The organism is Streptococcus mitis, assembly GCF_002860865.1.
GTDB classification, from domain to species: Bacteria; Bacillota; Bacilli; order Lactobacillales; family Streptococcaceae; genus Streptococcus; species Streptococcus mitis_AT.
The window spans coordinates 123489-150063 of the sequence record NZ_PKIE01000001.1 but is presented as its reverse complement, the minus strand read 5'-3'; the positions used below and the strand labels follow the sequence as shown (position 1 = coordinate 150063).

Below are 26575 nucleotides of genomic sequence, written 5' to 3'. Positions count from 1 at the left end.
GGGGTAAGTGAGGTTCGCTCACAATAAACTATTATACTAGAAAACAATTTTTTACGCAAGTAAAAACTCTGGAATAAAAAAGAAGATGACGAATCATCTTCTCAAAAACTATGAGTTTTTAGTCTTCTTTTTTCTTGCGAGCAAGAAGTCCAAACGCACTTAGGGTTCCAAGAAGTCCAAGCGCTGCGAGGCTAGCGTTAGCTTCTGTACCTGTGTTAGGCAATTCTTTTTGACCATCAACATATTTAGGTGTTGCTGGTTGTTTTGGTTGCTCAGGTACTGTTGGCATTTCTGGAGTCATTGGTTGCTCTGGAGTCTCTGGCTCTTGTGGAGAAACTGGGTTTGATGTTTCAACTTTTTTAAAGATATGTCTGATATTTCCATTTGAATCTGTCACAGTCTTCACATATTCGTAACCTGGAATTGTTCCCGGTTCTTTAGAACCTGGCTCAGTTGGTTTCAATGGATTTCCATTCTCATCAGTCCAAGTAGTTGTATTTTGCTTACCTGGATTTGGTTGAGGAACAGGTGAAGGTGTTGGAGCTGGTGATGTTACTTTTTCGTAGATGTGTTCTACATCGCCGTTTGGAAGTTTCTTAGTCTCTACGAAACGGTATCCTGGGATATCTTTCTTAGGTTGGTTACCTTCTTCATTTGGTGAAACTGGATTACCATTTCCATCTACGAATGATGTAGTTGTCTTAACTACTTTACGGTAAACGTGAGTTACATTACCATCTTTATCAGTTGTAGTCTTAACAAACTCGTATCCTGGGATATCTTTCTTAGGTTGGTTACCTTCTTCATTTGGTGAAACTGGGTTACCATTTCCATCTACGAATGATGTAGTTGTCTTAACTACTTTACGGTAAACGTGAGTTACATTACCATCTTTATCAGTTGTAGTCTTAACAAACTCGTATCCTGGGATATCTTTCTTAGGTTGGTTACCTTCTTCATTTGGTGAAACTGGGTTACCATTTCCATCTACGAATGATGTAGTTGTTTTAACTACTTTACGGTAAACGTGAGTTACATTACCATCTTTATCAGTTGCAGTCTTAACAAACTCGTATCCTGGGATATCTTTCTTAGGTTGGTTACCTTCTTCATTTGGTGAAACTGGGTTACCATTTCCATCTACGAATGATGTAGTTGTTTTAACTACTTTACGGTAAACGTGAGTTACATTACCATCTTTATCAGTTGTAGTCTTAACAAACTCGTAGCCTGGGATATCTTTCTTAGGTTGGTTACCCTCAACTGTTGGATAATCTGGAATAGAGATTTCTTTACCATTTGGATCAACTGTCACATAAGACGTTGTAATCTTCGTATAGTTAATTGGTGTATCTTGACTCGGATCAGTTGGTAATGTTGGTGGCACATAACCTTTTGTTGGATCTTCTGGATCAACTGGTTTCAACGGATTTCCATCTTTATCTCTTGGAATGTAACCTGGAACATAAGGAATTACAATATCTTCCGTTGGTACACCCGGTTTAGTTGGATCACCATTTGGATCATTTGGATAATCAATACGTGGAGGATTTGTTTGTCCTGGCACGTTTGGAATCCAGGCTCCAAGTTTCTTATAGACAACTTTTTGAACGATATCTTTATCTTTAGCCTTAACAGTTTGATCCTTAGTAGATTCTTCAATATCTCCACTTACTGCAATATAACCTTTAACAAGTGGAAGTTTGTTACCAGAAAGAACATCAGTTGTAGCTGCTTTCCATTCGCCGTAAGTAACTTCACCTGTCACTAAGTTCACCTTAGCATCACGAGTGAATTTAACTGATGAAGTCACAGAAGTAGTAACCTCTTTACCATCTCCATCAACATAAGTAATTGTACGAGTTACTTCTTCTGAAGTTGTCAATTCCTTAACGCTTTCAGGCCATACTGGTGAGTTTGGATCCTCTGGATTAATTGGTTGACCTGGAACTGGCGTCACATCACCTGGAATAACTGGAACAAGGCGTGGTTGAACAGTAACAACAAATTTTTGAATAGCTTTTGTATCATTATCAAATGATTGCTTGCTGCCATCAGCTTTTGTAAACTCATCAGACACAAGTTCGTAGCCAAGTTTTTTCAGTGCGTTGATACGTTCTGCAGTAGAGTAGTTCATTTCAGAACCAGAATCACCTTGAAGGATATCCACTTCACCAAGAATTGTTCCCTTAGTATCTTTGTAAGTTACAGTTGCAACTTGTGTATCAGACTTCACTTCATAAACAGTTGGTGTATACTTAGCTTTCACCTCTGTTCCGTTAGTGTCTTTACGTACAATAGTTACTCCTGTTGCAGCTCCAACGAAATCTTTATTTGGTGTGAAAGTTACCTTACCTGTTGGATCAACAGTATATGTTCCTTCGTTTGGAACTGTTTTACTTGTTGTACCATCTTCAAATGTAACAGGAACAGTATTGTCCATTGGTACATCTTTATGACCAGGTACAAATGTTGGTGTACCAGATTGAGGAGTGTTCTTAGGACCTGTCGAACTTGTATCCACACCTGTTGGTGTAACTGGGGTTACAGTTGGAATGTAACTTGACTCAACAGTTGTACCATTTGTAGGATCTGTTACAACTACTTTGGCTGGATCTGGTGTGCCAACGAAGTCTTTATTTGGTGTAAAGGTTACTGCACCAGTTGGATCGATTGTATATGTACCAACTGTCTTACCATCCTTAGTAGCTGGGATAGTTGTTTCCTCAGTTCCAACGAACTTAGCTGGATTATCTGTTGTTGGTTTCAACTCAGTTCCATCAGCATGTTTATATGTTGGAATACCTGTCTGTGCCTTACCTTGGATATCAGTTGATGTAGCAGGTGTTGCAGTTGGCACTACTGGTTTATAGATAACGTATACTGTACTATCAGTTGACTCGTTTGTTACCTCAAGACTTGGAACAGTTTCCTTATCGTAAGTATAATTAGCTACTTCTGGAGAAACTACTGCCTCAAGCGTTTGTGCTGCTGACCAGTCAGTATATTCCACATTTCCTGTTACCAAGTTAATGCTTGCGCTACGTGTGAAGGTTACTGTTTGAACTTTATCAGCTGTTACTTCTTTACCATTTTCATCGTTGTAGCGGTACTTGATTGTACGAGTTACTGTCTTAGTTAACTCAAGATTTTCTGCAGTACTTGGCCATACAGGTGAGTTTGGATTTTCTGGATCTACTGGTTGTCCTGGAACAGGTTTCTCATCATTTGGAGTCACTGGTTCCACACGTTGTTTAACTGTTACCGTGAAGTTTTGATTCACCGCTGTGTCGTTATCAAAAAGCTTATCAGCTGTCCTTGCTGCAACGAAACCATCTTCTACTAACGTATAGCCAGCTTTTTCAAGAGCTGCAATTGCTTTTTCACGATTAACAAAGTCGATAGTTCCTTTATAAACACCCTCTACTGTCTCAACAGATGCTTCTGGTACTTTAGCTGAATCTATCGCAACTTCTGCACCAGTTGTCACATCATAGTAAGAAATAGTTGCTGTTTGAACATTCTTTCTATAAGTATATGTCACAGTAGTTGGCTCATTTGTAACCTTACCTGAAACCTTCTTAGTAGCTTCATCAACCGTACCATTTGTTGTTTCCACTTTAACAAGAGTGTAACCAGGAATTTCTTTTGGCTCAGTTGTAAATGGAGTCGTCACTTTTTCGTTGTTTACTGGAGTTGTTGAAGGAGAGATAATATTATCCTCTTCATCCTTATACTCAACAATGACAGTTCCATCTTCAGCAACAACAGTTGGAGTGTAATTAGTTGTTACAGTAGTACCGTTGACATCTGCAATTTGCACACGCACTGGTGTAGCTTTACCTGTGAATTCTTCAGTTGGTTGGAATGTAATGACATTAGTTGTTTTATCAAGAGTGTAAGTTCCTTCACCATCAACCGTAACTGTGGTTACAGAATTTCCGTTCGCATCAAGAAGTGTCAAAGTACTCTTATCAAGAGCTACTGATTTTGGTTGACCATCTTCACCTAATACCTCAGATGTTTCTCCTTTAGCGAAGTTCAATGTTGTAGCATCTGTATCAGGGGTGTCAAAAACAATTTGTGACGTTTGCGCTTGACCTTGCTTACCAACTGTCGCTGATTCTTTAGCTGTTGGGGCTACAGGAACTACTGTTGGAGTATAAGTAGCTGTACCTGTGATGACTGTTGATTCACCTTTTTCATTAGTAATAGTAGCTGATGCTTGAACTGTTACTGGTGCTGGTGTTCCTTTATAAGTTGCAACTGGTTGGAACGTTACTACACCTGTTGTTGAATCAATTGTATATGTACCAACATTTTCAACAGTCACTGAAGTTGCAGTCGTTGGATTTCCAGTAGCTGGATCTACAAGTTTGTAATTTGATACTGGAGCACTCTTATCTGATGATGAGAATAGTGGTGTTTCTGACTGCTGTTCACCTTGGATATTCTTAGATGTTACATTTTTACCAGTAATCGTGATTGGTGTTACTGTTGGTTTATAAGTAGCTGTTGCTGTCTCACCATTTGAATCTGTTGCTTGAACAGTTACTCCTGTTCCTTCTCCAGTAAATGTTGGGACTGGTACGAAGGTTACAACACCTGTTGTTGGATCAATTGTGTATGTTCCTTCATTTGCAATTGTAACACTAGTAGTTGGTTGCATCGTTGATGGATCAATCAACTGACGTGTTGCAATCGTTACTGATGGATCTGATGTTTCAAATCCTGGTGTTCCAGTTTGTGTTTTGCCTTGAACGTCTGTAGATGTTGTATTTTCAGCTGTCATAGTGACATCTGTGACAGTTGGAGTGTAAGTAGTTGTTACAGTAGTACCATTTGCATCTGCAATACGTACATTAACTGGTTTTGTAACAGTTCCTGTGAATGTTGCGACTGGTTGGAATGTAATAACATTTGTCGCTTTATCCAGTGTATAAGTTCCCTCATTTTCAACTGTTACAGATGTTACAGCATCACCGTTTGCATTAAGAAGAGTTACTGATGCTGTATTAAGATCAACAGATTTTGTTGTATTTGCATCAATAGCAACTGTTCCTTTAGCAAAGTTCACAGTTGTATCATCTGTATCTGCTGCGTCAAACTTAATAGCAGAAGTTTGGGCTTTCCCTTGAGGTCCAGTTGTTTGAGACGCTACTGCTGTTGGTTTTACTGGAACTACTGTTGGTGTGTAGGTAGCTGTCGCAGTTTCAGTAATATTAGCATTATTAGTATCTGTACCTAAAATAGCAGTTAGTTTGACAGTTACTGGACTTGCTGGTCCTGTGAATGTTGGAAGTGGTTTGAAGTTTACAACACCTGTTTCTGGGTCAATTGTATAAGTTCCCTCATTTGCAACTGGTAAAGTATCAACTAGACTACCATCAGCTGCAACCAACTTAGCTGGAGATGTTGCACTTGGTGAGATGGTTGAACCGTCACCTACAGAAGTAAAGGTTGGTGTTCCCGTTTGAGTAGCTCCTTGGATATCAGATGATGTAGCATCGTGACCTTCAATCGTGTCTGTTACTGTAATGTGGTAAGTAGTTGTAGCTGTTGATGAGCCAGCCCCATGATCCACACCAGATTCAGTTCCACCTATTGTAGCATCTGTTGTGTAATTACCATTACTATCAATAACATCAACTGTTACTGTATAGACTCCCACTTCATTCAGTGTATAACCACTAGCAAGATTGTAGTTGTTTGCATCTTGTTTAGTGTCATAAACCTTCTGAACTCCTGAAGGAGATGTTACTGTAATACGAGTAATGTAAGTTGTTTTACCGTACTTAGTATCTTCTGTATCAGAGATTGTCACTGCAGCTTTTGCTTCATTACGAAGGTCAACCGTAGTTCCTTTTGTAGACGTATAATCCTGTGAACTTGCTGTTGGTTTTGTATTAACTACAGTTGCAACATCTGAGTTTGTTGCAATTGTTCCTCTAATGATACCACCAAATCCTGATTTAGTAAGCACTTCCCAAGAATTGTCACCCAATTTGGTAGCAGTCACTTCTGTACCATCTGATGAAGACCAAGTATTGGAATGTTTATCATAAGTGATTGTTACTGACATTCCATCACCTGCTTGACTAGTATTCTGCGAAGCATATACAGTGAGTGGGCGAGTTGGTGTATCAACACTTGTTACTTTACCATTGATATCTAGCTGACGAGTATACTCATAGATGTAGAATTTCATTGCTCCATCTTGTTGCGCTTCAGTATACACTTCGCGTTTTGTCCACGTTGTAGTTCCATTACCATTTGGTGTCTTTACTTCAGCATAATCAGCTGGAAGTTCCCAATGACCAGATGTACTATTTAATTTTGCGATGTGTTTTTGACCGTCAGTTCCAGTTAATTCAACTTGTTCACGTAGGAAAGTTCCCTTAACATTTTCAGATGATGATTCTACTTTAATGTTATCCACACCAACTTTTGCGGTTGCTTCTGATGTGACGGGAATATTAAAGACAGTATTAGAATCTACGGCACCTAGTTCTTGATCTTCAGTAACTGCTGTATTGGTTGAACCACTATCTACAAGCCACTTACCCTTAACCGCTTTTAGATTTGTTACAGTTCCATCTGGCATCGTTACTTTTGCACTTGTTGCACCTTTAGAGATTTTAACAGGAACTGTTGTTGAGTAAGTTTCAACGTTTTGAACCTCAACTTTGGGTTTCACCACAACTGTGAGGGAAGCATGCGCTTCTTGACCTGATTGGTTCCAAGTTGTATTGCTAGATAACTTATCATAGTCTTTAGCATATACTGAGACAGTATAGATACCTGCCTCCGTAACCTTACCTCCAATAATAGCATTACCCTTATTGGTTCTACCATTAGCTTGCTCATCTTTTGTACTATCAGAAAGACTGTAGTTAGTACCGGGAATCAACACTTTAGAATCATCTAAAGTCGCTCCTGTAGTATTATAGCCTGACACACCAGTCACAGCTGGTGAATTCTGTTTACGAACTGTAATTACCTTGCCTTCAGCTGTTGTATAATTATAGTTTCCAGCAGTACCCTTAGGAATCGCACTTGATCCAGCATCATCATAAAATCGGATATTGATATTCGCATCATCACCTACAGTACGTTCATAACGAGCAGAATCAGATTCTATTGTAGGAGGTGTGGTGTCTTGCCATCCTACCCAACCAGCACGTAAATTCTGAAGTCGAAAAGTTACTGAACGACCGTCAGTATGGCTTGCAGTTACATCAAAACGTAAATCATATACCCCGTTTTCAATATTGGCAGAGACCACCCCTTGAATAGTATCTGTAGCCTCATCATATGCTAAACCAGGAACAAGGTTTGTCGGTGTTACAGAAGTAAGACTCCATCCAGCTTGCTTAGCAGCCTCTGTAACAGCAATACGTTCTTTTAATCCTTTAATATATACACGATCAACCCCTTGCTCATATGCATAACCATAAATTTCAGTTGCTAGGTATTCATACCCACCGTTAGCTGAATAAATTGCAGTTGCTGCATTTGAGATCTTTGAACCATCAGCACGAAGTTTATTTCTCCAAAGTGGAGCTTCTTCAGCTAATTTCTTAGCAGCCTCTGGTGTTAAAGGATAGTCAACACGACCTGTATTGTTATGCCCTCTTGTCCCACCTTGTTCAGTATGCATCCCATTTCCTGCATTTGTTTCATCACCATCACGTTGGTTAGAATACACAACTACTTCTAGGTCTGAAGTATCAGTTCCAGCCCCTTTGGTTAGTGTAATTTCTTGGTGTGGAATTGTATATGTATCTGATCCTGTATGGATTGTTGCATTTATTTCTGAAGCATGAGTAGTACTTGTAGATCTTTCAGCATAAAAATCTTGTGCTGCCAACACTACAGCAAACTTCCCATCACGACCAATTCCTGCTTTTTTCAGTTCACTATAAACCGCAAGAATTGATTCATTTAAGCGGGCTAATTGGGCATCTACTTGTTCCTTTGTGACACTCTTGTCAGCTAAAAGAATTTTTGATTCGTCAATTACAGCTTGGTTCTTGGCCACCGCTGCTTCAATTGCTGCTCGATTCTCTGCTGCTACTTCTTTCTTACGAAGTTCTGTAGCAGCGAGTGTATTGGTTACATCTGCTTCTGATGAAACTTTATCGAGTGCCGATTTAGCTTCTGAAAGAACTTTTTCTGTTGGTGTAGCATTTCTTTGTGCTTCTTCTTTTGCTACCTTATCTTTATCAGCCTGTTCTTTCTCTAATCCAAGTTTGTTTGATTCAGTTACAACTGTTCCCAATGCAGAAAGAATCTCTTTTTGAACATTTACCTCTTCTTGCTTGGCAGCTTCATTTGCCAAAACAGCTTTCGCAGTAGCTAAAGCTTCACGAACATTGGCTACAACTGAGGCATCCGCATACTTAGCATTAGATAATACAGCCTCTAAATTTGAAATACTCGTTTCAAGAAGTGACTTATTTACTTTAAGTTCTTCTTTCTTGGGTGTTTCAATTGTCTTATCAACCAACTGGATATTACTTTCTCCTAATTCTGGAGAAGAATTTTCTACTTTTTGAATATTTTCTTTAGAGTCTGAAACTGGATTTTGTTCAATAGCTGAAACTGCTCCATTTCCCAAAAACATTAAACCAGCCGCAATCGCTACCGATGCCGCACCGAAACTATACTTACGAATACCGTAACGTATATACTTTTCCGTTCTAAAATCTTGTTGTTTACCCTTCATTAGACTTAGAACCTCCTTTATGCATGTTTTTTAATATTGAATTGAAGTATCCAGACAAATAGAAAGCCCCCCCCCTCGAATTTTTTAGTAATATTAAGAGGTTATCATTTTAAAAAGGTTGCCCAATAATTATCAATATCACTTAATATTGTATCATGCCACTATTATTAATTCAAGTTTCATGTCTATATATATTTATTGTTTCAATTTAATACTTCCTTGAAGAAACCAGTACATACATCAGTTTTTAAACAATAAGATCAATGTACTAAGATACGAAATTCTATTCTAAACAACTAATAGTATGTTTCTAGCACAAATTCAATTTTATAAGAAAAGGAAGTAAATATAGTGGATTAAAATAAGATATGAACAAACTGATTAAGAAAGGCAAATTAATTTCTAGAAATATTTTAGCAGACACAGTGTACTGTTCTAGATTCAATACACTATATTTTCACGAAAAGCGCATATTATCAAGAGCCGATTTTGAAAACCTGATAATATTTCCTTTCGTTTCTAGAGATTTCTATAGAAAAAAACGCCACATAGGCGTTTTTCTATTCTTACGGTTTGATACGGTGCAACATACGTGGGAATGGAATAGCTTCACGGATGTGTTTTGTTCCTGCCGCGAAGGTGACCATACGCTCGATACCGATACCAAATCCACCGTGTGGTACAGTACCGTATTTACGAAGGTCAAGGTAAAATTCATACTCTGTACGATCCATGCCAAGTTCATCCATCTTAGCAACTAATGCATCGTAGTCTTCCTCACGCATAGATCCACCGATGATTTCTCCATAGCCTTCTGGAGCAAGCAAGTCTGCACAAAGCACACGTTCTGGATTTCCAGGAACTGGTTTCATATAGAAGGCCTTGATGGCTGCTGGATAGTTCATAACAAAAGTTGGCACACCAAAGTGGTTTGAGATCCAAGTTTCATGTGGTGAACCAAAGTCATCACCATGCTCAAGATGTTCGTAGTCAGCATCTTCATCATTCTCATGCTCTTGTAAGAGGTCAATGGCTTGATCGTAAGTGATACGTTTGAAGGGCTCTGCAATGTAGCGTTTCAAGAGTTCTGTATCACGTTCCAAGGTTTCCAAGGCTTGAGGCGCACGGTCAAGAACACCTTGAAGAAGAGCTTTTACATAAGCTTCTTGCAAGTCAAGTGACTCATCGTGTGTCAAGTATGAGTACTCTGCGTCCATCATCCAGAACTCAGTCAAGTGACGGCGTGTTTTTGATTTTTCAGCACGGAATACTGGACCAAAGTCAAAGACACGGCCAAGGGCCATCGCTCCTGCTTCTAGGTAAAGCTGACCTGATTGGCTCAAGTAAGCTGGAGTTCCGAAGTAGTCCGTTTCAAAGAGTTCTGTTGAATCTTCAGCCGCATTTCCTGAAAGAATTGGGCTATCAAATTTCATGAAGCCGTTCTTGTCAAAGAACTCATAAGTCGCATAGATGATCGCGTTACGAATTTGCATAACCGCTACTTGCTTACGAGAACGGAGCCACAAGTGACGGTTGTCCATCAAGAAGTCTGTTCCGTGTTCTTTTGGTGTGATTGGGTAGTCTTGAGATTCACCGATCACTTCGATGTCTGTAATGTCCAATTCATAGCCAAACTTAGAACGTTCGTCTTCTTTGACAATCCCTGTCACATAAACAGACGTTTCTTGGCTCAAGCGTTTGATGACATCAAACTTCTCAAGTCCTACTTCTTCACCAAATTTTTCTACAAAGTTTGGTTTAAAGGCCACACCTTGGAAGAAGGCTGTTCCATCACGCAATTGCAAGAAGGCGATTTTCCCTTTTCCTGATTTGTTGGCAACCCAAGCGCCAATTGTCACTTCTTGACCAACATAGTCTTTTACATCAATAATCGTTACACGTTTTGTCATTATTTTTCCTTTTCTTTTTTATTCTTTATGGCAAACCACTTCTATATTGTTCCCATCTGGGTCAATCACAAAAGCAGCGTAGTAAATCGGTTGCTCACTGCGATAACCAGGAGCCCCATTGTCTCACCCACCTGCCTCTAAGCCAGCCTCATAACAAGCTTGAACCTCTTCCTTATTTTCTGCTAAAAAAGCAAAGTGAATAGGATCTTGTGTCCCCTGAGCCAGCCAAAAATCACCACCAGGATGAGGGCTGTTTGGGGCAAGAAAACTGATTAGAGAAGTAGTCTTAAAAGCTAATTTATAGCCCAAAGGGGCAAGAAAACTCCTATAAAATCCTTCTGAAATTTGTAAATCCTTTACCTTAATTTCAAAATGATCAATCATTCTCACTCCCCATAAATGCTTTCAAGCGTTTAACTGCTTCTTTAAGTGTGTCTAGGTCTGTCGCATAGCTGAGGCGGACATTTTCTGGAGCTCCAAATCCTGCTCCTGTTACCAAGGCCACTTCAGCTTCTTCTAGGATAGCGGTTGTAAATTCTGTCACATCCGTATAGCCTTTCATCTCCATTGCCTTTTTGACATTTGGGAAGAGATAGAAGGCTCCTTGCGGTTTGACCACTTCAAATCCTGGCACTTCCGCAAGAAGGGGATAGATGGTGTTTAGTCGTTCCTCAAAGGACTGACGCATGCTTTCTACAGTATCTTGCTCCCCTGATAGGGCCTCAACTGCTGCATACTGGGCTACTGCTGACGGATTAGAGGTTGTTTGACCTGCAATCTTGGACATGGCCGAGATAATGTCTACTTCTCCGACGGCATAGCCAATACGCCAACCAGTCATAGCATAGGTTTTAGACACACCATTGATGACCACTGTTTGCTTGCGAATCGCTTCCGATAGGCTAGAAATCGGTGTGAATTCATGTCCATTATAGACCAAGCGCCCATAGATATCATCTGCTAGGATGAGAACATCCTTTTCTACAGCCCAGTTTCCGATTGCCAAGAGTTCCTCACGGGTGTAAATCATTCCTGTCGGATTAGATGGTGAATTCAGCACCAAAACCTTGGTCTTGTCTGTGCGAGCTGCTTCTAACTGCTCTACGGTCACCTTAAAGTGATTGTCTTCCTTAGCAGGAACAAAGACTGGCACACCCTCTGCCATCTTAACCTGATCTCCATAGCTGACCCAGTATGGGGTTGGGATGATCACTTCATCACCTGGATTGACCACGGCCATAAAGAAGGTATAGAGAGAATATTTGGCTCCCGCAGCGACTGTCACTTGATTTGGCGCTACAGAATAGCCGTAAAAGCGCTCAAAGTAGGTATTGACCGCTGCTTTGAGCTCTGGTAGGCCTGAGGTTACTGTATAAAAAGAAGCACACCCATCTTGAATCGATGCAATGGCGGCATCTTGGATATTTTTTGGAGTAGTGAAATCTGGCTCACCCAAGGTTAGAGACAAAATATCTCTTCCCTCAGCTTTCAGTACTTTGGCACGGGCTCCAGCAGCCAAGGTTACACTTTCTTCCATTTCTAAAACACGGTTGGATAGTTTCATAGGCCCTCCTTATTGACCAATGCTCCTGTTTCAAAATCTACTAGATAAAAATCAGAGCCTGACTTGACTTCCCAGATTGGCTTGTCTTGATAACGGCCAAAGGTAATCTTGTCAATCTCGCCAGCTCCTTTTTCCTTAGAAACAGCTTCTGCTTTTTCTTGTGAAACACCCTGATTTAGCTGATAAACGTAAATCTTATGGTCATCTTTTCCAATCAGGACAGCAAGTGATTCTTGTTTTTTATTACGACCAAGAACGCTGTAATAGGATTCTAAGCCATTGTATAAGTCAACCTGATCAGTCTGCTCTAATCCTGCATACTGCTGAGCTAATTTTTCTCCTTCACTTTTAGCTGTTTGATAAGGTTTCATACTCAGAAACACTAGATACAGAAAGGAAGCACTGATAACCACAAACAAAATCGTCATCCCTAGACCATACTGCCACAGTAGATTATTTTTTGCTTTGTTTTGTCTTTTTTTCACTCGTCTATTTTACCATCTATTAAGCTTTATTACAAGTGAATGCAAGAACAAACCTATATTATTTCTTCCTTAAAACAAAACAGATTTTTCTTGTTTAAAACCGAGCAAGAAAAGTAAAGATACAGCGAAATCAAGATATTAAAAAACCTGAGCTTGACACTCAAGTTTTCGTAATTTTTTTGATCTATGGAATCATTTTATCATCTATTCTTTTAGCCATTTTTCCTAAAAATACAGGCAGTAGAAGGCTAATCATGACTAAAAATAATCCTAGATAAAGAAATGTTACTACAAAGCCTAAATGATCAATCAACCAGCCTGTCAGTGGGAAAAACACAATCATACTCAAGCTAAACATCATAGAGTAGACACTCAGCATGGTTGCCCTTACTTCACTTGGGAGCCGCTCTTGCAAATCATTGTCAAAAATTGGCTGAAAAAGAGCATATAGAGCATTACTAATCAAATAAATCAAAATATAGATTAGAGGTGTTCCAAAATAGGACAACATATAGGTAACTCCAGTCAGCAGGACGAGGATAGGGAAAAGCTTCAAGGCAGCATAGTTCTTTCCAATCTTACTCGCTAGATAGACTGCGACGATATTCAAGAGACTACCAAGTAGCATAACTGCTGAAATTTGCCAACCACTTAAATCTGGTAACTGATTTTGATAGTAAAAGTAAAACATGCACATGAGTGTTCCGACAATCTGAGACAAAATCATCCAGTTGAAGAGCGTGGGATTTCTCTTCAACTCATCCTTAACAGTCCAGATAATCTGTTTCATGGTCACACTATCAGCTTTTTCTACTTTGACACTGGGCTCTTTCAGCATCCAGATCAGGAAAAGAACTATGATAGAAGTGGCAATCATGATATAGTAGGTCAGGTGCAATTGACCATGGACAAAAAATCCTGCCAACACTGTCCCCAAAGACTGGGTTCCTTCTGACACTCCTGATATGAAACTTGAAATGGATAGATAACGCTCCTTTAGTCCAGCCTCTACAGCCGAGTCATAGACCATTGCTGCGCTTGTTCCTGAATCAAAATTATAAGACAAGGCACTTACCGCCATAGCTAGTGCATAAATCCAAAAATTTCCCTGCCCAGCCAACATGAGAATAGAAGACAGAATCCCTGCTATTCTACTTAAATAAAGATTGATCTTATAGGAATAGCGGTCAGCTAACATACCAGATGGAATTTCACAGAGAAGACTGGTAGTATGAAAAATACTCTCTAGAAGGCCAATCTGCCAAAGAGACATTCCATTTTGACTGAGAAAGAGAATCCAAAAGCTGGTAATCCCTAAAAAAGCAAAAAACTCAACTCCGGCCATTAGGCCAATATTTTTCCGATAATTTCTTATTAACATTTTTTCTCCTTTAACAAGTGTATTATTATTTCTTTTGTCCGTCACTTGTTAATCTTTGCCTTACATGATCTCCACCCCTTTTAGAAGCATTCTTCAATGCCATTATTGTTCCTTTAATGATTTATAAAATGATACCGGAAAATAGCTGTTCTGCGGTTTCTATTGCGAGTTTTCTTGTTTATTTTAGCACTTATGTCATCATATTACAAGAGAATATAGTAATACTCAATGAAAATCAAATGCATTCCAGTCGCAAGTGATTAGAGTTTCTACAATTTTATAGTTTTCAAATAAACTCTGAGCAAATTTCTTGCAAGGTGTTTTCTTTTGTTGTAATATATCTTATAACAACGAGAGAGTTCTCGTAAACTTAAGAAAAAGGAGACACATCATGTCTAAAAAAGTATTATTTATCGTCGGATCCCTACGTCAAGGTTCTTTCAACCACCAAATGGCTCTAGAAGCTGAGAAAGCACTTGCTGGTAAAGCGGAAGTTAGCTACCTTGATTATTCAGCCCTTCCTCTTTTCAGCCAAGATTTGGAAGTTCCAACTCATCCAGCTGTAGCGGCTGCTCGTGAAGCGGTTCTCGCTTCGGATGCTATCTGGATCTTCTCTCCAGTCTACAACTTCTCTATCCCTGGAACAGTGAAAAACTTGCTTGACTGGCTATCTCGTGCCCTTGACTTGTCTGATACACGTGGCGCTTCTGCCCTTCAAGATAAATTTGTCACAGTATCATCTGTAGCCAATGCAGGTCACGATCAACTCTTCGCTATTTACAAAGACCTCTTGCCATTTATCCGTACACAAATCGTTGGTGATTTCACTGCTGCACGTGTCAATGACTCTGCTTGGGCAGACGGAAAATTGATTCTTGAAGAAACAGTCCTAAACTCACTTGAGAAACAAGCGGAAGACTTGGTCGCAGCGATCAAGTAACTAACATAATAAAAGCGAACAAGCTAATCTTCTGACACTCAGAAGGCTAGCTTGTTCGCTTTTTTCTCATTTATAAACTAATACTCAATGAAAATCAAAGAGCAAACTAGGAAGCTAGCCGTAGGCTGTACTTGAGTACGGCAAGGCGAAGCTAACGTGGTTTGAATTTGATTTTCGAAGAGTATAAAATGTCTGATGATACATATTGTCAAATACAAAATATCTATTTTCTATACTTCCTTAACAAAAACCAATTCCTGTGGCTGTGACAAATCTTCTCGGTAGTTAAATCCTGCAAAGCTTAAGCGACGAGCTTCCTCCACTGTCTGCACTTGATTTTCTATCAGGACTGTTAGGAAGGCACCACGCGCTTTCTTAGAAATGGTTGAATGAATCTTCAGCTGCCCACCTCTATCCTCCATGAATTTGAAGGTCACCATCTTTTCTCTGATTTCCTTAGAAAATACGGTCTCAAACTCGGATGACAAGAGGGAGAAAACCACTTCTTCCTGCTTCACAGCTTCATCATAGGCTACCTTCCAATGACTCTTTAAAGTCTTACCAGCGACTTTTAATTTCATCAAAAAGTCCAAACGGTGAGGTGCCATAGGTGACAAGGCTGGAACGACTCCGTACAAAGCCGAGGTAATGAAGACATGATTTTCAAAATAGGCTTGTTCTGCCTCGGTCAGTTTGTCTCGCTTGATATAACGATACATAAGTCCATCAAAAAGTTTCAAGGCTGGATAGTGTTGAGCAGTTTGCCTTTTCAAAGCTTGGATATGTTGAAATTCCTCCGCTGCCTTCTCAGCTGAAACCTTGTAAAAACTCTCTAATTGACTAGCAGAATAGAGGGCCAAGGAATCAAGCACGGCCTGACTTTCTGGTCTTAAAGGATTTGCCTCGATACTTGGCAAATCTGTGTTCATTTCTTTTGCTGTTGGGATTAAAATTTTCATATTGATAGTGTAGCATATTTTTTAGCCACTACCAAGAAATTCATCTGAAAAACCTCGGTTTGACCGAGATTTCTCTGGTTATTTTGGCCATCCTAACCAGACAGCCACGAGAACAAGGGCTAAACCAGCTAAACTTGTTAAGATAGATAAGAATTTATCTTTTTTCTCCTTGAACTGAGAAAAACCTATCTTCAAAGCGAGCAGTCCGAGTAGCATTGAAGCAACCATCACATAAAAACCCATTTGTTTGTCCTCCATTAATCTTAATTTACCTTATTATAACATATATTTCTTAAATAAACCTTTTTTACTGCACTTTAAAAGTCTTGAGATAATTGTCATTTCCTACTTGACCTTCGAAGTTTTTACCATTTTCAAGGTAAGGAAGGTCATCCGATACAGAGGCCTTAACCTTATAAATCTTGCCATCAACTTTAAAGAAGTAGACGGTGTCTCCCTTGATAACAGCTGATTTGAGGTCTGCTACCACACCCTTAATGCTTTCTGTTGTTGCATTGTCAATTTCAAGGTCGTTTTTATTGGCGTACTTGCTGAGTAGCTCTTCCACTGTAGTAGCTACGATAACATTTTGGTACTCGACTGCATCTACCAAAGCGTACTCTTTGACCAAGCCAGCATTGTCCTTCAAGCCCATGATGTAGAGAGGCTTGTCATTGAGGTTGATGAGGATTGGGAAGGTTGCCTTGTAGGATTTCTCCTGAACAGCACCTTCGGCTGATTCACGGGCTGATTCTTCGGTCGCAGAAGCCAAGCTGTACTTAGTGATTTCTCCTGTTCGCATATTTTCAAGGATAAAACCAAGATTACTTTCATCTGCATTGGCCGATGTCACACCTGTGTAGAGGTAGATGTCATTACCGATAGACAAGTAATTATAGCCCTTGGTAGTCTGGGTCACATTTTTCTTGGAAATCATAGCATTCCAGAAACCGTCCTTGTACTTGCCGTTGTAGTTGATTTGCTCAATGGTTTCCTCAGCTGGATAGACCCTGTCCACCCATTCTGGAACATCTGCCAAGCTGTATTCCTTGGTTTCTCCATTTGTGGCATCCAAGATAATGACTGAAACAGGACGAGGAACCGCAAGTCCAAATTGCTTTTGGTAAACCGTTGCTACATAGAAAGGATTACCCTCATCGTCCACCTCAAAAGATGGAGTCTTGAAGATTTTAGTTGGGTACTTCAAGCGCAGGTGACGCTTGACATCACGGTTAAAATACTCCGAGTCTGAATATTTGATTGGTGTCTTCAAATCTACCAAGTCTGCATTCCCGGTTACCATGTCCACCTTAATATATTCGCCGATTCCCTTGGCTTGATTATTAAACCACTTGATAGGATCTGCGTATTCTAATGGTGTAACCCGATAAGGTTTCCCATCAATCGTCAATTGGGTATAGGTATCTGCCGCTACGTATTGCGACACCTTATCGGTTAGAGAACCCAAGTAGCGGTCACCAATTTTTTCAGCAGTACTTCTATCTAAAATAGGAACCTTACTAGTGTCCGTCTTAGGAAATTCAGTAAAGCCTTTTTCCGTAACCGTGACTACATTGGCATAATTTTTAGCCTGAAAAATGCTGGAAGTCACCAAGGAAACCAAGGCTGCTAAGAGAATAATTCCTCCAATAGAAACTAAAAGGATTTTCCCTAACCGATTGATTTTGAAACCCTCTAGATTTAAGGCAGCTTCTGCCTTGCCGTGGCGCACATGAACCGTTTTGACAAGGTTTATCCCCTTGCCAAAGCCAAATAAGACTGCTACAACCAGCAAATGCCCACAGAGGAAAAAGAGAAATTCCCAGCTGGTCAGGTTAAGGGGCGGTAAAAAGATATACCAGGTCGTTGCGATAAAAATAAGTTCAAAGACTATTCGTTTCATTTGCTTTCCTCCTAAATGATTCGTCCTTCCAAGTGATCCAGTTCATGCTGGCAAATCTGAGCTGGGAATCCTGTCAAGGTAATGGTCTGTTCCTGCCACTTGCTGTCACGATAAGCAACCCTTATGGTTTCAAAACGCTTAGTTGATCTCACACCCGTCAAGGACAAACAGCCTTCCTCTGTCTCATAAGGTCCTTCAGAGGACAGGAGCACTGGGTTAAACATGACCACGGGAACCAAGCCAAGATTAAAAATAATCACGCGCTTCTGCACTCCAATCATATTGGCAGCTAGACCGACACAGGTTTCACGATTTGCTAAGAGTGTATCCTGCAAATCTCTGGCAAGATACAGATCATCCTGACTTGCCGGCTGAGACACCTGAGATAAAAACAAAATATCCTTTACAATTTTCTTTTCCACTTGCTCACACTCCTCTTGATCTTTACTATATTATAGCAATTATAGCACAAAAGACGATAACTGCAAGCCCTTTCCCTCAACTGTAGCAAAAAGCCATCCGAAGATGACTTTTTCTTTTTAAATCGCATTCTTATCAAAGCCAAGTTTACGTTGAACAAACTTAACGATTTCGACGATAATAATCATTGAGAAACTTCCGCCCATAACGATTCCCCATTGTGACAAGTCTAGTTTGGTTACGTGGAAGATTCCTTCAAGCGGTTCTACAACGATTGTTGCCATGAGAAGGATGAAGGATACCAAGATGGACCAGTTAAATGTCTTAGACTTGAATGGGCCAACTGTCAAGATGGATTGGTAAACAGACTTGACATTATAAGCATGGAAGAGCTGAATCAAACCAAGAGTTGCAAAGGCCATAGTAAGAGCATCCGCATGAATGGCATGATTGTCACCCACGTGAACTGGGTAAAGAAGGGCAAGACCATAAACACTCATAACAATAGCTGCTTGGAGTACACCTTGATAGATGATAGAACTCAAAACACCACCTGAGAAGAAGCTTGCCTTGCGTCCACGTGGTTTATGGTTCATGACACCAGGCTCAGCAGGTTCAACACCAAGAGCGATAGCTGGGAAGGTATCTGTTACCAAGTTGATCCACAAAAGATGAACTGGCTGCAAGACGTCCCAACCAAACAAGGTTGATAGGAAGATGGTTAATACTTCAGCAGTATTGGCAGAAAGTAGGTACTGAATCGTCTTTTGAATGTTTGAGAAGACCTTACGTCCTTCTTCAACTGCAACGATAATAGTCGCAAAGTTATCATCTGCAAGAATCATGTCAGAAGCTCCCTTAGAGACCTCTGTACCAGTGATTCCCATACCGATACCGATATCGGCTGTTTTCAGAGCTGGCGCATCATTGACACCGTCACCTGTCATGGCAACAACCTTACCTTGTTTTTGCCAAGCCTTGACGATACGAACCTTGTGCTCTGGAGACACACGGGCATAAACAGAGTACTGACCAACAACTTTTTCAAAGTCTTCATCAGATAGTTCGTTGAGTTCAGCACCAGTTAAAACGTGGCCTTCTGTATCGTTTGCGTCAATGATTCCCAAACGTTTGGCAATAGCTTCTGCAGTGTCTTGGTGGTCACCTGTAATCATAATTGGACGAATTCCAGCTTCCTTAGCCACACGAACAGCCTCAGCTGCCTCAGGACGTTCAGGGTCAATCATCCCAATCAAACCAGTAAAGATTAAATCATTTTCAAGCTCTTCAGAAGTCAGGTTTGCTGGAATGCTGTCGATAATCTTATAGGCACCTGCAAGGACACGCAAGGCTTGATGAGCCATTTCAGAGTTGTTTGTGTGAATGAGGTTTGTAACCTTCTCGTCAATCGGAGCAATATCCCCAGCTTTGTCACGGAGAACACAACGTTTCAAAAGTTGGTCTGGCGCACCTTTAACAGCTACGAGGAAGCGTCCATCTGCAAGTGGGTGAACCGTTGACATGAGCTTACGATCAGAGTCAAATGGCAACTCAGCCACACGAGGATATTTCTCTAAAAATCCTTTGACATCATAGCCCTTGTCTAAGGCATATTGAATAAAGGCTGTTTCGGTTGGGTCACCAATCAGGTTGCCTTCCACATCAATTTTCGTATCATTGGCCAAGACAACTGAACGAAGAAGGGGCATTTCAAGACCCAGTTCAATGTCATCAGCTGAATCATGTAGGACTGCATCGTAGAAGACTTTTTCAACCGTCATCTTGTTCATAGTCAGCGTACCAGTCTTATCAGAAGCAATGATTTCTGTTGAACCAAGTGTTTCAACTGCCGGTAACTTCCGAACGATAGAGTTACGTTTGGCCAAAACTTGAGTACCAAGGGCAAGAACGATAGTTACGATAGCTGGGAGCCCTTCTGGAATGGCTGCAACGGCAAGCGCAACAGAGGTCATCAACTCACCAAGCGGGTTTTTCCCTTGAATGAAGACACCCACTACAAAGGTAACAAGGGCAATGACCAAGATAGCATAGGTCAAGACCTTAGAAAGGTTGTTCAAGTTTTGTTTAAGTGGTGTATCTGTCTCATCCGCATCTTGGAGCATACCAGCGATATGACCAACTTCAGTGTACATACCAGTATTGACAACAACACCCATTCCACGACCATAGGTCACGTTTGAGTTTTGGAAGGCCATGTTGACACGGTCACCAATACCAGCATCTGTAGCTAATTCGACTGATAAGTCTTTTTCGACTGGTACAGACTCACCTGTCAAGGCTGCTTCTTCGATTTTAAGAGAGTTGGCTTCTAGCAAACGTAGGTCTGCTGGCACTACGTCACCTGCTTCAAGGGCAACGATATCACCTGGAACCAATTCTTTAGAGTCAATCTCAGCCATGTGCCCATCACGCAAAACGCGGGCAGCTGGACTAGACATGGATTTGAGGGCTTCGATCGCTTCTTCGGCTTTCCCTTCTTGGTAAACACCAAAAGCAGCGTTGATGATAACCACGGCTAGGATGATAATGGCATCGGCGATATCTTCCCCACCAGAAGTCACAACTGACAAGATTGCTGCCGCAACTAGGATAATAATCATCAAATCCTTAAATTGCTCAATGAATTTGACCAGAATTGATCGTTTCTCGCCTTCTTCGAGTTCATTGTGGCCAAATTCGGCAAGGCGCTTTTCCGCCTCACTTGATGACAAACCTTGCTCGGTCGCATCCACAACCTTCAAGACCTCTTTAGGACTCTGAGTGTAAAACGCTTGGCGTTTTTGTTCTTTTGACATGTGTCTCCTCCTTGACATTGTGTGCAAAACAGACTCTCTTTTCCTTATCGTATCTTTTCACGACAAACAAAAAGAGACCTGTTAATCATAACAAGTCTCGCTGTTTAAGATAGTGCCGGAAAGCATACTTTTCAGTATAAAATTCGGAATGACGACACTATCACAGGTTTCTGCCAGCTACTCCCTTGAGTAGTACTATTATACCAAATTTTGAAAAGTTTTCAAAGAGTAAAAACTGACTTATTTGAATTTTCCCTTGAAAACCAGTATAATGGTAGAATGCTATGTGACTAGAAAGGAAGTTGAATGAAGCAATCTATCTCAAATCTCAAGTTAGCTGAGCGTGGGGCCATTATCAGTATTTCGACCTATTTAATCTTGTCTGCAGCAAAATTGGCAACTGGTCACCTCCTCCATTCATCCAGTTTGGTGGCCGATGGTTTTAACAACGTATCGGACATCATTGGAAATGTTGCTCTTCTGATTGGGATTCGAATGGCGCGCCAGCCTGCTGACCGAGACCACCGTTTTGGCCACTGGAAGATTGAGGATTTGGCTAGCTTAATCACTTCCATTATCATGTTCTATGTTGGTTTCGATGTACTTCGGGATACCATTCAGAAGATTCTCAGTCGTGAAGAAACAGTCATTGACCCTCTGGGTGCAACTCTAGGAATTATGTCTGCAGCGATTATGTTTCTAGTCTATCTCTACAATACTGGCCTCAGTAAGAAATCCAACTCTAAGGCACTGAAGGCTGCCGCCAAAGACAATCTTTCTGACGCTGTTACCTCACTTGGTACTACCATTGCCATCCTGGCTAGCAGTTTCAATTATCCCATTGTGGATAAACTGGTTGCCATCATCATCACTTTCTTTATCTTGAAAACTGCCTATGATATCTTCATCGAGTCTTCCTTTAGCCTTTCGGATGGCTTTGACGACCGTCTGCTTGAGGACTATCAAAAGGCTATCATGGAAATTCCCAAGATCAGCAAGGTTAAGTCGCAAAGAGGTCGCACCTACGGTAGTAACATCTACCTTGATATTACACTAGAAATGAATCCTGACTTGTCTGTTTTTGAAAGCCATGAAATTGCGGATCAGGTCGAGTCTATGCTGGAGGAACGTTTTGGAGTCTTTGATACCGATGTCCATATCGAGCCAGCACCTATCCCTGAAGATGAAGTTTTAGACAATGTCTATAAAAAATTGCTTATGCGTGAACAATTGATTGACCAAGGAAATCAACTGGAAGAACTCTTGGCTGATGATTTTGTCTATATTCGTCAGGATGGAGAGCAGATGGATAAAGAGGCCTATAAAGCCGAAAAAGACTTGAATTCAGCTATCAAGGACATCCAAATCACTTCCATCAGTCAGAAAACAAAACTCATCAGCTATGAATTGGACGGAATTGTCCATACCAGTATCTGGCGTCGCCACGAAACTTGGCAAAATATCTTTCATCAAGAAACCAAAAAAGAATAGAGAAATCCTGTCATGAGACGGGATTTTTCTATTCTTCTAGTTATCAAAGTCACTTAGGTATTCATAGCGTTCGTATTTTTCAAGGAGTGCTTCGTTTTTCTCATCCAGTTCTTTTTGAAGAGTAGCTAGTTTGCCAAAATCAGAGCCGTTGGCCTGCATCTCCTCTTCAATAGCAGCGATACGATTTTCCAAGTTTTCAATATCGCCTTCAATGCTTGCCCACTCCTGCTTTTCTTGGTAGGTCATGCGTTTCTTGTCTTCTCGAACCTTGACCACTTTTTCCTTTTCGGCCTTTTGCACTTGATTGGCCATATCTGTTTCAAAGGCTTTTTCATCTAGATAGTCGGTGTAATGACCAAAGAAAGGACGAATCTTGCCATCCTCAAAAGCGAGAATCTTGGTCGCTACCTTATCCAAGAAATAGCGGTCATGGCTAACTGTCAAGACAGGCCCTGCAAAGCTCTGCAAGAAATTCTCCAAAACTGTCAAGGTTGCAATATCCAAATCATTGGTCGGCTCATCCAAGAGAAGAACATTTGGTTTTTCCAAGAGCAATTTGAGGAGATAAAGACGTTTTTTCTCTCCCCCAGACAATTTCTCAATCAAGGTTCCATGCGTCGAGCGTGGGAAAAGGAACTGCTCTAGCAATTCTGCAATGGAAGTCGTAGAACCACCGCTGGTCTTGACCTCTTCTGCCACTTCTTGCAGGTAATTGATAACACGCTTGCTTTCATCCAAACCCTCAATTTGCTGAGAGAAATAGGCGATGCGAACTGTTTCCCCAATCACAACTTGTCCTTCGGTCGGATCAAGACTTCCTGTAATTAGGTTAAGCAGGGTTGATTTCCCAACACCGTTGTCCCCAACAATTCCAATACGATCTTTAGCCTGTACCAAGAGATTAAAATCTTGCAAAATGGGCTTGTTTTCATAGGCAAAGGAAACATCCTGAAACTCGATGACTTTTTTCCCAATCCGACTAGTTTCAAAGTTCATGGTCAAGTCTGTCTCAGTAGTATTACCTGAAACTTCCTTTTTCAAGTCATGGAAACGATTGATACGAGCTTGTTGCTTGGTCGCACGCGCCTGCGGTTGTCTGCGCATCCAGGCCAATTCTTGCTTATAAAGTTGTTCCTTTTTGTGAAGAAGAGCCGCGTCGCGCTCGTCCTGTTCCGCCTTAAGGCGAACATAGTCCTGATAATTGCCCTGATATTCGGTCAAGCCTGCGCGATCCAACTCGAAAATCCGTGTTGACAAAGCGTCTAAGAAGTAGCGATCGTGGGTGATAAAGAGGACTGTTTTCTTGGAATTTTTCAAAAAGAGGGTCAGCCACTCAATAGTCGCAATATCCAAATGGTTGGTCGGCTCATCCAGAAGTAAGAGGTCGTGGTTACCAAGTAAAACTTGCGCCAACTGGACCCGTCTTCTTAGGCCACCTGACAATTCTCCAACTGGAGTAGATAAGTCTTGAATCCCCAGCTTGCTAAGAACCGTCTTGACCTGACTCTCAATTTCCCAAGCTTGGAGAGAGTCCATTTCTGCCATGACCCGTTCCAAACGCGCCTGCTTGTCCTCACTATAGTTGAGCATGATCAATTCATACTCACGAATAAGCTGGATTTCCTTGAGATCGCTGGATAAGACTGTATCCAAGACCGTCTTGCTATCATCAAAATCAGGATCTTGGGTCAAGTAACCAATCTGGTAATCATTCTTAACTGAAAAAGGACTGACATCCCCATCAAAGCCAGAAACACCAGAAAGAACATCTAAAAGGGTGGTCTTCCCCGTTCCATTGACACCAATCAGACCAATTCTGTCTAGGTCATGGATAATAAAGGAAATATCCTTAAAAACGGTCTTGTCACCGACGGATTTACTTAGTTTTTCAACGATAAAATCACTCATTTTTTCTCCCTCAGATAAGCATGGATGGCTTGACGGTCATTTTCCAATTCGCCATCGACAATGGCATATTCAATCTCTGTTAAAATCTCTCCCAAGTCTGGACCTGGTTGATAGCCATATTCCTTAATCAAAATGCCACCATTAATCTGAATTTCTTTCTTGTCATGAATGGTCAGACTCTGGTAGGTTTCTGTGATGACTTGTGGGTTGACTGGTTTTCCCTGAGCCTGACGAAGATTTTCAGCCTGTAAAAGCAAATCCAAGTCAAAGCGGTAACAATCGCGCTTGCTCAATTCTCCCTTTTCACGCAAGGCCAAAATAGTCAGCAAATCCTGAACTTGCTTGGCAAACTGGCGTGAGGTCTTCCAAGCTTTCAAAAATGGCTGCGCATTTTCAATCTCCAAAGCCCACAAAAGAGCTGCCCAGGCTTGCTCTGAAGATTCAAAGGTGAAATCAGTCTCCAAATCAAACAGTCTGTTAAGCTTGTTCTGGCTAGCTGTCATATCAGGGAGATAGTCATAAGCTTGACTCTCAATCATGGAAGCCAAGCCCCTTCTCCAAAATGGAGCCAGCAAGAGTTTATCAAACTCAACAAAAGTACGCTCTACAGAAATTTTCTCCAAAAGTGGCGTCAAGGTCTTCATAGCTTTAAAGGTTTCTGGCTCAAGTTCAAAACCAAGACTGGCCTGAAAACGGAAACCACGCATAATCCGCAAAGCATCTTCGTTGAAACGCTCACTGGCCACTCCAACTGCTCGCAAGACTTGGTTTTCCAAATCTTCTAAACCATGGAACAAGTCTATGATTTCTCCTGCCTCGTCCAAGGCAAAGGCATTGACTGTAAAATCACGGCGATTGAGGTCTTCTTCTAGCGAGCGCACAAAGGAAACCGCACTGGGTCTGCGATAGTCTACATAGACATCTTCAGTTCGAAAGGTCGTCACCTCATACTCCTCGTCCCCATCTAAAACCAAGACAGTTCCATGTTCGATTCCGATATCTGCTGTTCGCGGAAAAATCTGCTTGGTCTCTTCTGGATAAGAAGACGTCGCAATATCCACATCATGGATAGGACGATTGAGGAGGGCATCTCGAACAGAACCCCCAACAAAATAAGCTTCAAAACCTGCTTCTTTAATTTTTTCTAATACTGGTAAAGCCTTCTGAAATTCAGAAGGCATTTGCGTTAATCTCATAATAAGTGTTCTAATCCATAGACAAGCTCATGACGCTTGACAACTTCTTTAATTCCCAAATTGACCCCTGTCATGAAGGAGCTACGATCATAGGAGTCATGACGCAGGGTCAATCCTTCTCCCTGATTGCCAAAGATGACTTCCTGATGGGCTACCAAGCCTGGCAAACGAACTGAGTGAATACGCATGCCATCAAAGTCAGCACCACGAGCACCAGCAATCAGTTCTTCCTCATCAGTCGCACCTTGCTGAATAGACTCTCGAACTTCTGCCATCAATTCAGCTGTTTTAATAGCTGTTCCACTCGGGGCATCCTTTTTCTTGTCATGATGGAGCTCGATAATCTCCACATTTGGGAAATATTTGGCAGCCTGCGTCGCAAATTGCATGAGCAAGACAGCACCCAAGGCAAAGTTAGGGGCGATCAAGCCACCCAAATCTTGAGCACGAGAAAATTCTTTTAGCTCTGCAATTTCTTCACTAGTAAAGCCTGTCGTTCCAACTACTGGAGCAAAGCCATTCTCAAGAGCAAAGCGTGTATTTTCATAGGCAACAGCTGGAGTAGTAAAATCTACCCAGACATCCGCTTCAAAACCGGCTAAATCAGCCTTATCCTTGAAAACAGGAATACCCTGCCATTCTGACTCAGACTCAAAAGGATCCAAAACTGCTACCAAGTCCAAGTCTGGATCAGCCAAGACCATCTGACAAGCAGCTTGGCCCATCTTTCCCTTAAAACCAGCAATAATTACTCGAATACTCATCTCTACTCCTGTCTAAGATACAAAGGACGTTGGCTGCCCATGAAAAATAGGGAATGGCGCTGACTTTCGACGAAAGGCCAGACAGGCATATTTTTTCATGAGGCAGGTAG

The 26575-nt window shown here is 41.1% G+C and carries 15 protein-coding genes and 1 pseudogene; 2 read left to right on the top strand and 14 right to left on the bottom strand.

Annotation, left to right across the window (positions count from 1 at the left end):
• Positions 1-118: 118 nt before the first annotated feature.
• The 6 genes and pseudogenes from CYK18_RS00720 to CYK18_RS00695 form a co-directional block, all read right to left on the bottom strand.
• Positions 119-8728, bottom strand: a complete 8610-nt coding sequence (locus CYK18_RS00720) for a mucin-binding protein (RefSeq protein WP_101784524.1) — start codon at positions 8726-8728, stop codon at positions 119-121.
• 566 nt (positions 8729-9294) lie between these two features.
• Positions 9295-10638 carry an asparagine--tRNA ligase gene (asnS, locus tag CYK18_RS00715; protein ID WP_000167160.1) on the bottom strand — a complete coding sequence of 448 codons (1344 nt, stop codon included), beginning with the start codon at positions 10636-10638 and terminating at the stop codon, positions 9295-9297.
• 18 nt (positions 10639-10656) lie between these two features.
• Positions 10657-11022: pseudogene (locus CYK18_RS00710) on the bottom strand (VOC family protein).
• Complete coding sequence (locus CYK18_RS00705) at positions 11015-12202, bottom strand: pyridoxal phosphate-dependent aminotransferase (protein ID WP_101784520.1); 1188 nt, start codon at positions 12200-12202, stop codon at positions 11015-11017. Before CYK18_RS00705 ends, CYK18_RS00710 begins: the two are co-directional and overlap by 8 nt.
• The gene (locus tag CYK18_RS00700) at positions 12199-12687 is read right to left on the bottom strand and encodes a cell wall elongation regulator TseB-like domain-containing protein (protein ID WP_000747246.1); all 489 of its coding nucleotides are present in this window, start codon (positions 12685-12687) and stop codon (positions 12199-12201) included. The genes CYK18_RS00705 and CYK18_RS00700 overlap by 4 nt, the downstream gene beginning before the upstream one ends.
• 184 nt (positions 12688-12871) lie before the next feature.
• Positions 12872-14068, bottom strand: a complete 1197-nt coding sequence (locus CYK18_RS00695; RefSeq protein WP_101784518.1) for an MFS transporter — start codon at positions 14066-14068, stop codon at positions 12872-12874.
• Between the two features lie 391 nt (positions 14069-14459).
• Here CYK18_RS00695 and CYK18_RS00690 point away from each other — a divergent pair, with 391 nt between their 5' ends.
• Positions 14460-15008: an NADPH-dependent FMN reductase gene (locus CYK18_RS00690; protein ID WP_101784516.1), complete on the top strand. Its 549-nt coding sequence runs from the start codon at positions 14460-14462 to the stop codon at positions 15006-15008.
• Positions 15009-15238: 230 nt separating this feature from the next.
• On the opposite strand, the gene yaaA is transcribed toward CYK18_RS00690, so the two are convergent.
• The 5 genes from yaaA to CYK18_RS00660 form a co-directional block, all read right to left on the bottom strand.
• Positions 15239-15967 carry a peroxide stress protein YaaA gene (yaaA, locus tag CYK18_RS00680; protein WP_101784514.1) on the bottom strand — a complete coding sequence of 243 codons (729 nt, stop codon included), beginning with the start codon at positions 15965-15967 and terminating at the stop codon, positions 15239-15241.
• Between the two features lie 78 nt (positions 15968-16045).
• On the bottom strand, positions 16046-16210 hold the full coding sequence (locus tag CYK18_RS00675; RefSeq protein WP_000508327.1) for a YczI family protein: 165 nt from the start codon (positions 16208-16210) through the stop codon (positions 16046-16048).
• A 64-nt stretch (positions 16211-16274) separates the two neighbouring features.
• Positions 16275-17870, bottom strand: coding sequence for a hypothetical protein (locus CYK18_RS00670; protein ID WP_101784512.1), 1596 nt, complete (start codon positions 17868-17870; stop codon positions 16275-16277).
• 11 nt (positions 17871-17881) lie between these two features.
• Positions 17882-18292: a peptide deformylase gene (locus tag CYK18_RS00665; protein ID WP_101784510.1), complete on the bottom strand. Its 411-nt coding sequence runs from the start codon at positions 18290-18292 to the stop codon at positions 17882-17884.
• A 117-nt stretch (positions 18293-18409) separates the two neighbouring features.
• The gene (locus CYK18_RS00660) at positions 18410-21106 is read right to left on the bottom strand and encodes a cation-translocating P-type ATPase (RefSeq protein WP_101784508.1); all 2697 of its coding nucleotides are present in this window, start codon (positions 21104-21106) and stop codon (positions 18410-18412) included.
• Between the two features lie 306 nt (positions 21107-21412).
• Here CYK18_RS00660 and mntE point away from each other — a divergent pair, with 306 nt between their 5' ends.
• Positions 21413-22597, top strand: a complete 1185-nt coding sequence (gene mntE / locus CYK18_RS00655) for a CDF family manganese efflux transporter MntE (RefSeq protein WP_101784506.1) — start codon at positions 21413-21415, stop codon at positions 22595-22597.
• A gap of 36 nt (positions 22598-22633) precedes the next feature.
• Here the strand turns inward: mntE and CYK18_RS00650 are convergent, their stop codons facing one another.
• From CYK18_RS00650 to dapB, 3 genes are read right to left on the bottom strand one after another with little or no spacing between them, the layout of a single operon-like run.
• Entirely contained in the window at positions 22634-24505 is a 1872-nt protein-coding gene (locus tag CYK18_RS00650) for an ABC-F family ATP-binding cassette domain-containing protein (RefSeq protein WP_101784504.1), read from the bottom strand.
• Entirely contained in the window at positions 24502-25701 is a 1200-nt protein-coding gene (locus tag CYK18_RS00645; protein WP_101784502.1) for a CCA tRNA nucleotidyltransferase, read from the bottom strand. The genes CYK18_RS00650 and CYK18_RS00645 overlap by 4 nt, the downstream gene beginning before the upstream one ends.
• Positions 25698-26465 carry a 4-hydroxy-tetrahydrodipicolinate reductase gene (dapB, locus tag CYK18_RS00640; protein ID WP_049521032.1) on the bottom strand — a complete coding sequence of 256 codons (768 nt, stop codon included), beginning with the start codon at positions 26463-26465 and terminating at the stop codon, positions 25698-25700. The genes CYK18_RS00645 and dapB overlap by 4 nt, the downstream gene beginning before the upstream one ends.
• Positions 26466-26575 lie beyond the last annotated feature (110 nt).

Bases quoted from the DNA above. Each gene is read 5' to 3' on its own strand.
- mntE (WP_101784506.1), top strand. From the start codon at position 21,413: ATGAAGCAATCTATCTCAAATCTCAAGTTAGCTGAGCGTGGGGCCATT.
- CYK18_RS00690 (WP_101784516.1), top strand. From the start codon at position 14,460: ATGTCTAAAAAAGTATTATTTATCGTCGGATCCCTACGTCAAGGTTCT.
- CYK18_RS00705 (WP_101784520.1), bottom strand. From the start codon at position 12,202: ATGAAACTATCCAACCGTGTTTTAGAAATGGAAGAAAGTGTAACCTTG.
- yaaA (WP_101784514.1), bottom strand. From the start codon at position 15,967: ATGAAAATTTTAATCCCAACAGCAAAAGAAATGAACACAGATTTGCCA.
- CYK18_RS00695 (WP_101784518.1), bottom strand. From the start codon at position 14,068: ATGTTAATAAGAAATTATCGGAAAAATATTGGCCTAATGGCCGGAGTT.
- CYK18_RS00645 (WP_101784502.1), bottom strand. From the start codon at position 25,701: ATGAGATTAACGCAAATGCCTTCTGAATTTCAGAAGGCTTTACCAGTA.
- dapB (WP_049521032.1), bottom strand. From the start codon at position 26,465: ATGAGTATTCGAGTAATTATTGCTGGTTTTAAGGGAAAGATGGGCCAA.
- CYK18_RS00660 (WP_101784508.1), bottom strand. From the start codon at position 21,106: ATGTCAAAAGAACAAAAACGCCAAGCGTTTTACACTCAGAGTCCTAAA.
- asnS (WP_000167160.1), bottom strand. From the start codon at position 10,638: ATGACAAAACGTGTAACGATTATTGATGTAAAAGACTATGTTGGTCAA.
- CYK18_RS00675 (WP_000508327.1), bottom strand. From the start codon at position 16,210: ATGGGTTTTTATGTGATGGTTGCTTCAATGCTACTCGGACTGCTCGCT.
- CYK18_RS00650 (WP_101784504.1), bottom strand. From the start codon at position 24,505: ATGAGTGATTTTATCGTTGAAAAACTAAGTAAATCCGTCGGTGACAAG.
- CYK18_RS00670 (WP_101784512.1), bottom strand. From the start codon at position 17,870: ATGAAACGAATAGTCTTTGAACTTATTTTTATCGCAACGACCTGGTAT.
- CYK18_RS00720 (WP_101784524.1), bottom strand. From the start codon at position 8,728: ATGAAGGGTAAACAACAAGATTTTAGAACGGAAAAGTATATACGTTAC.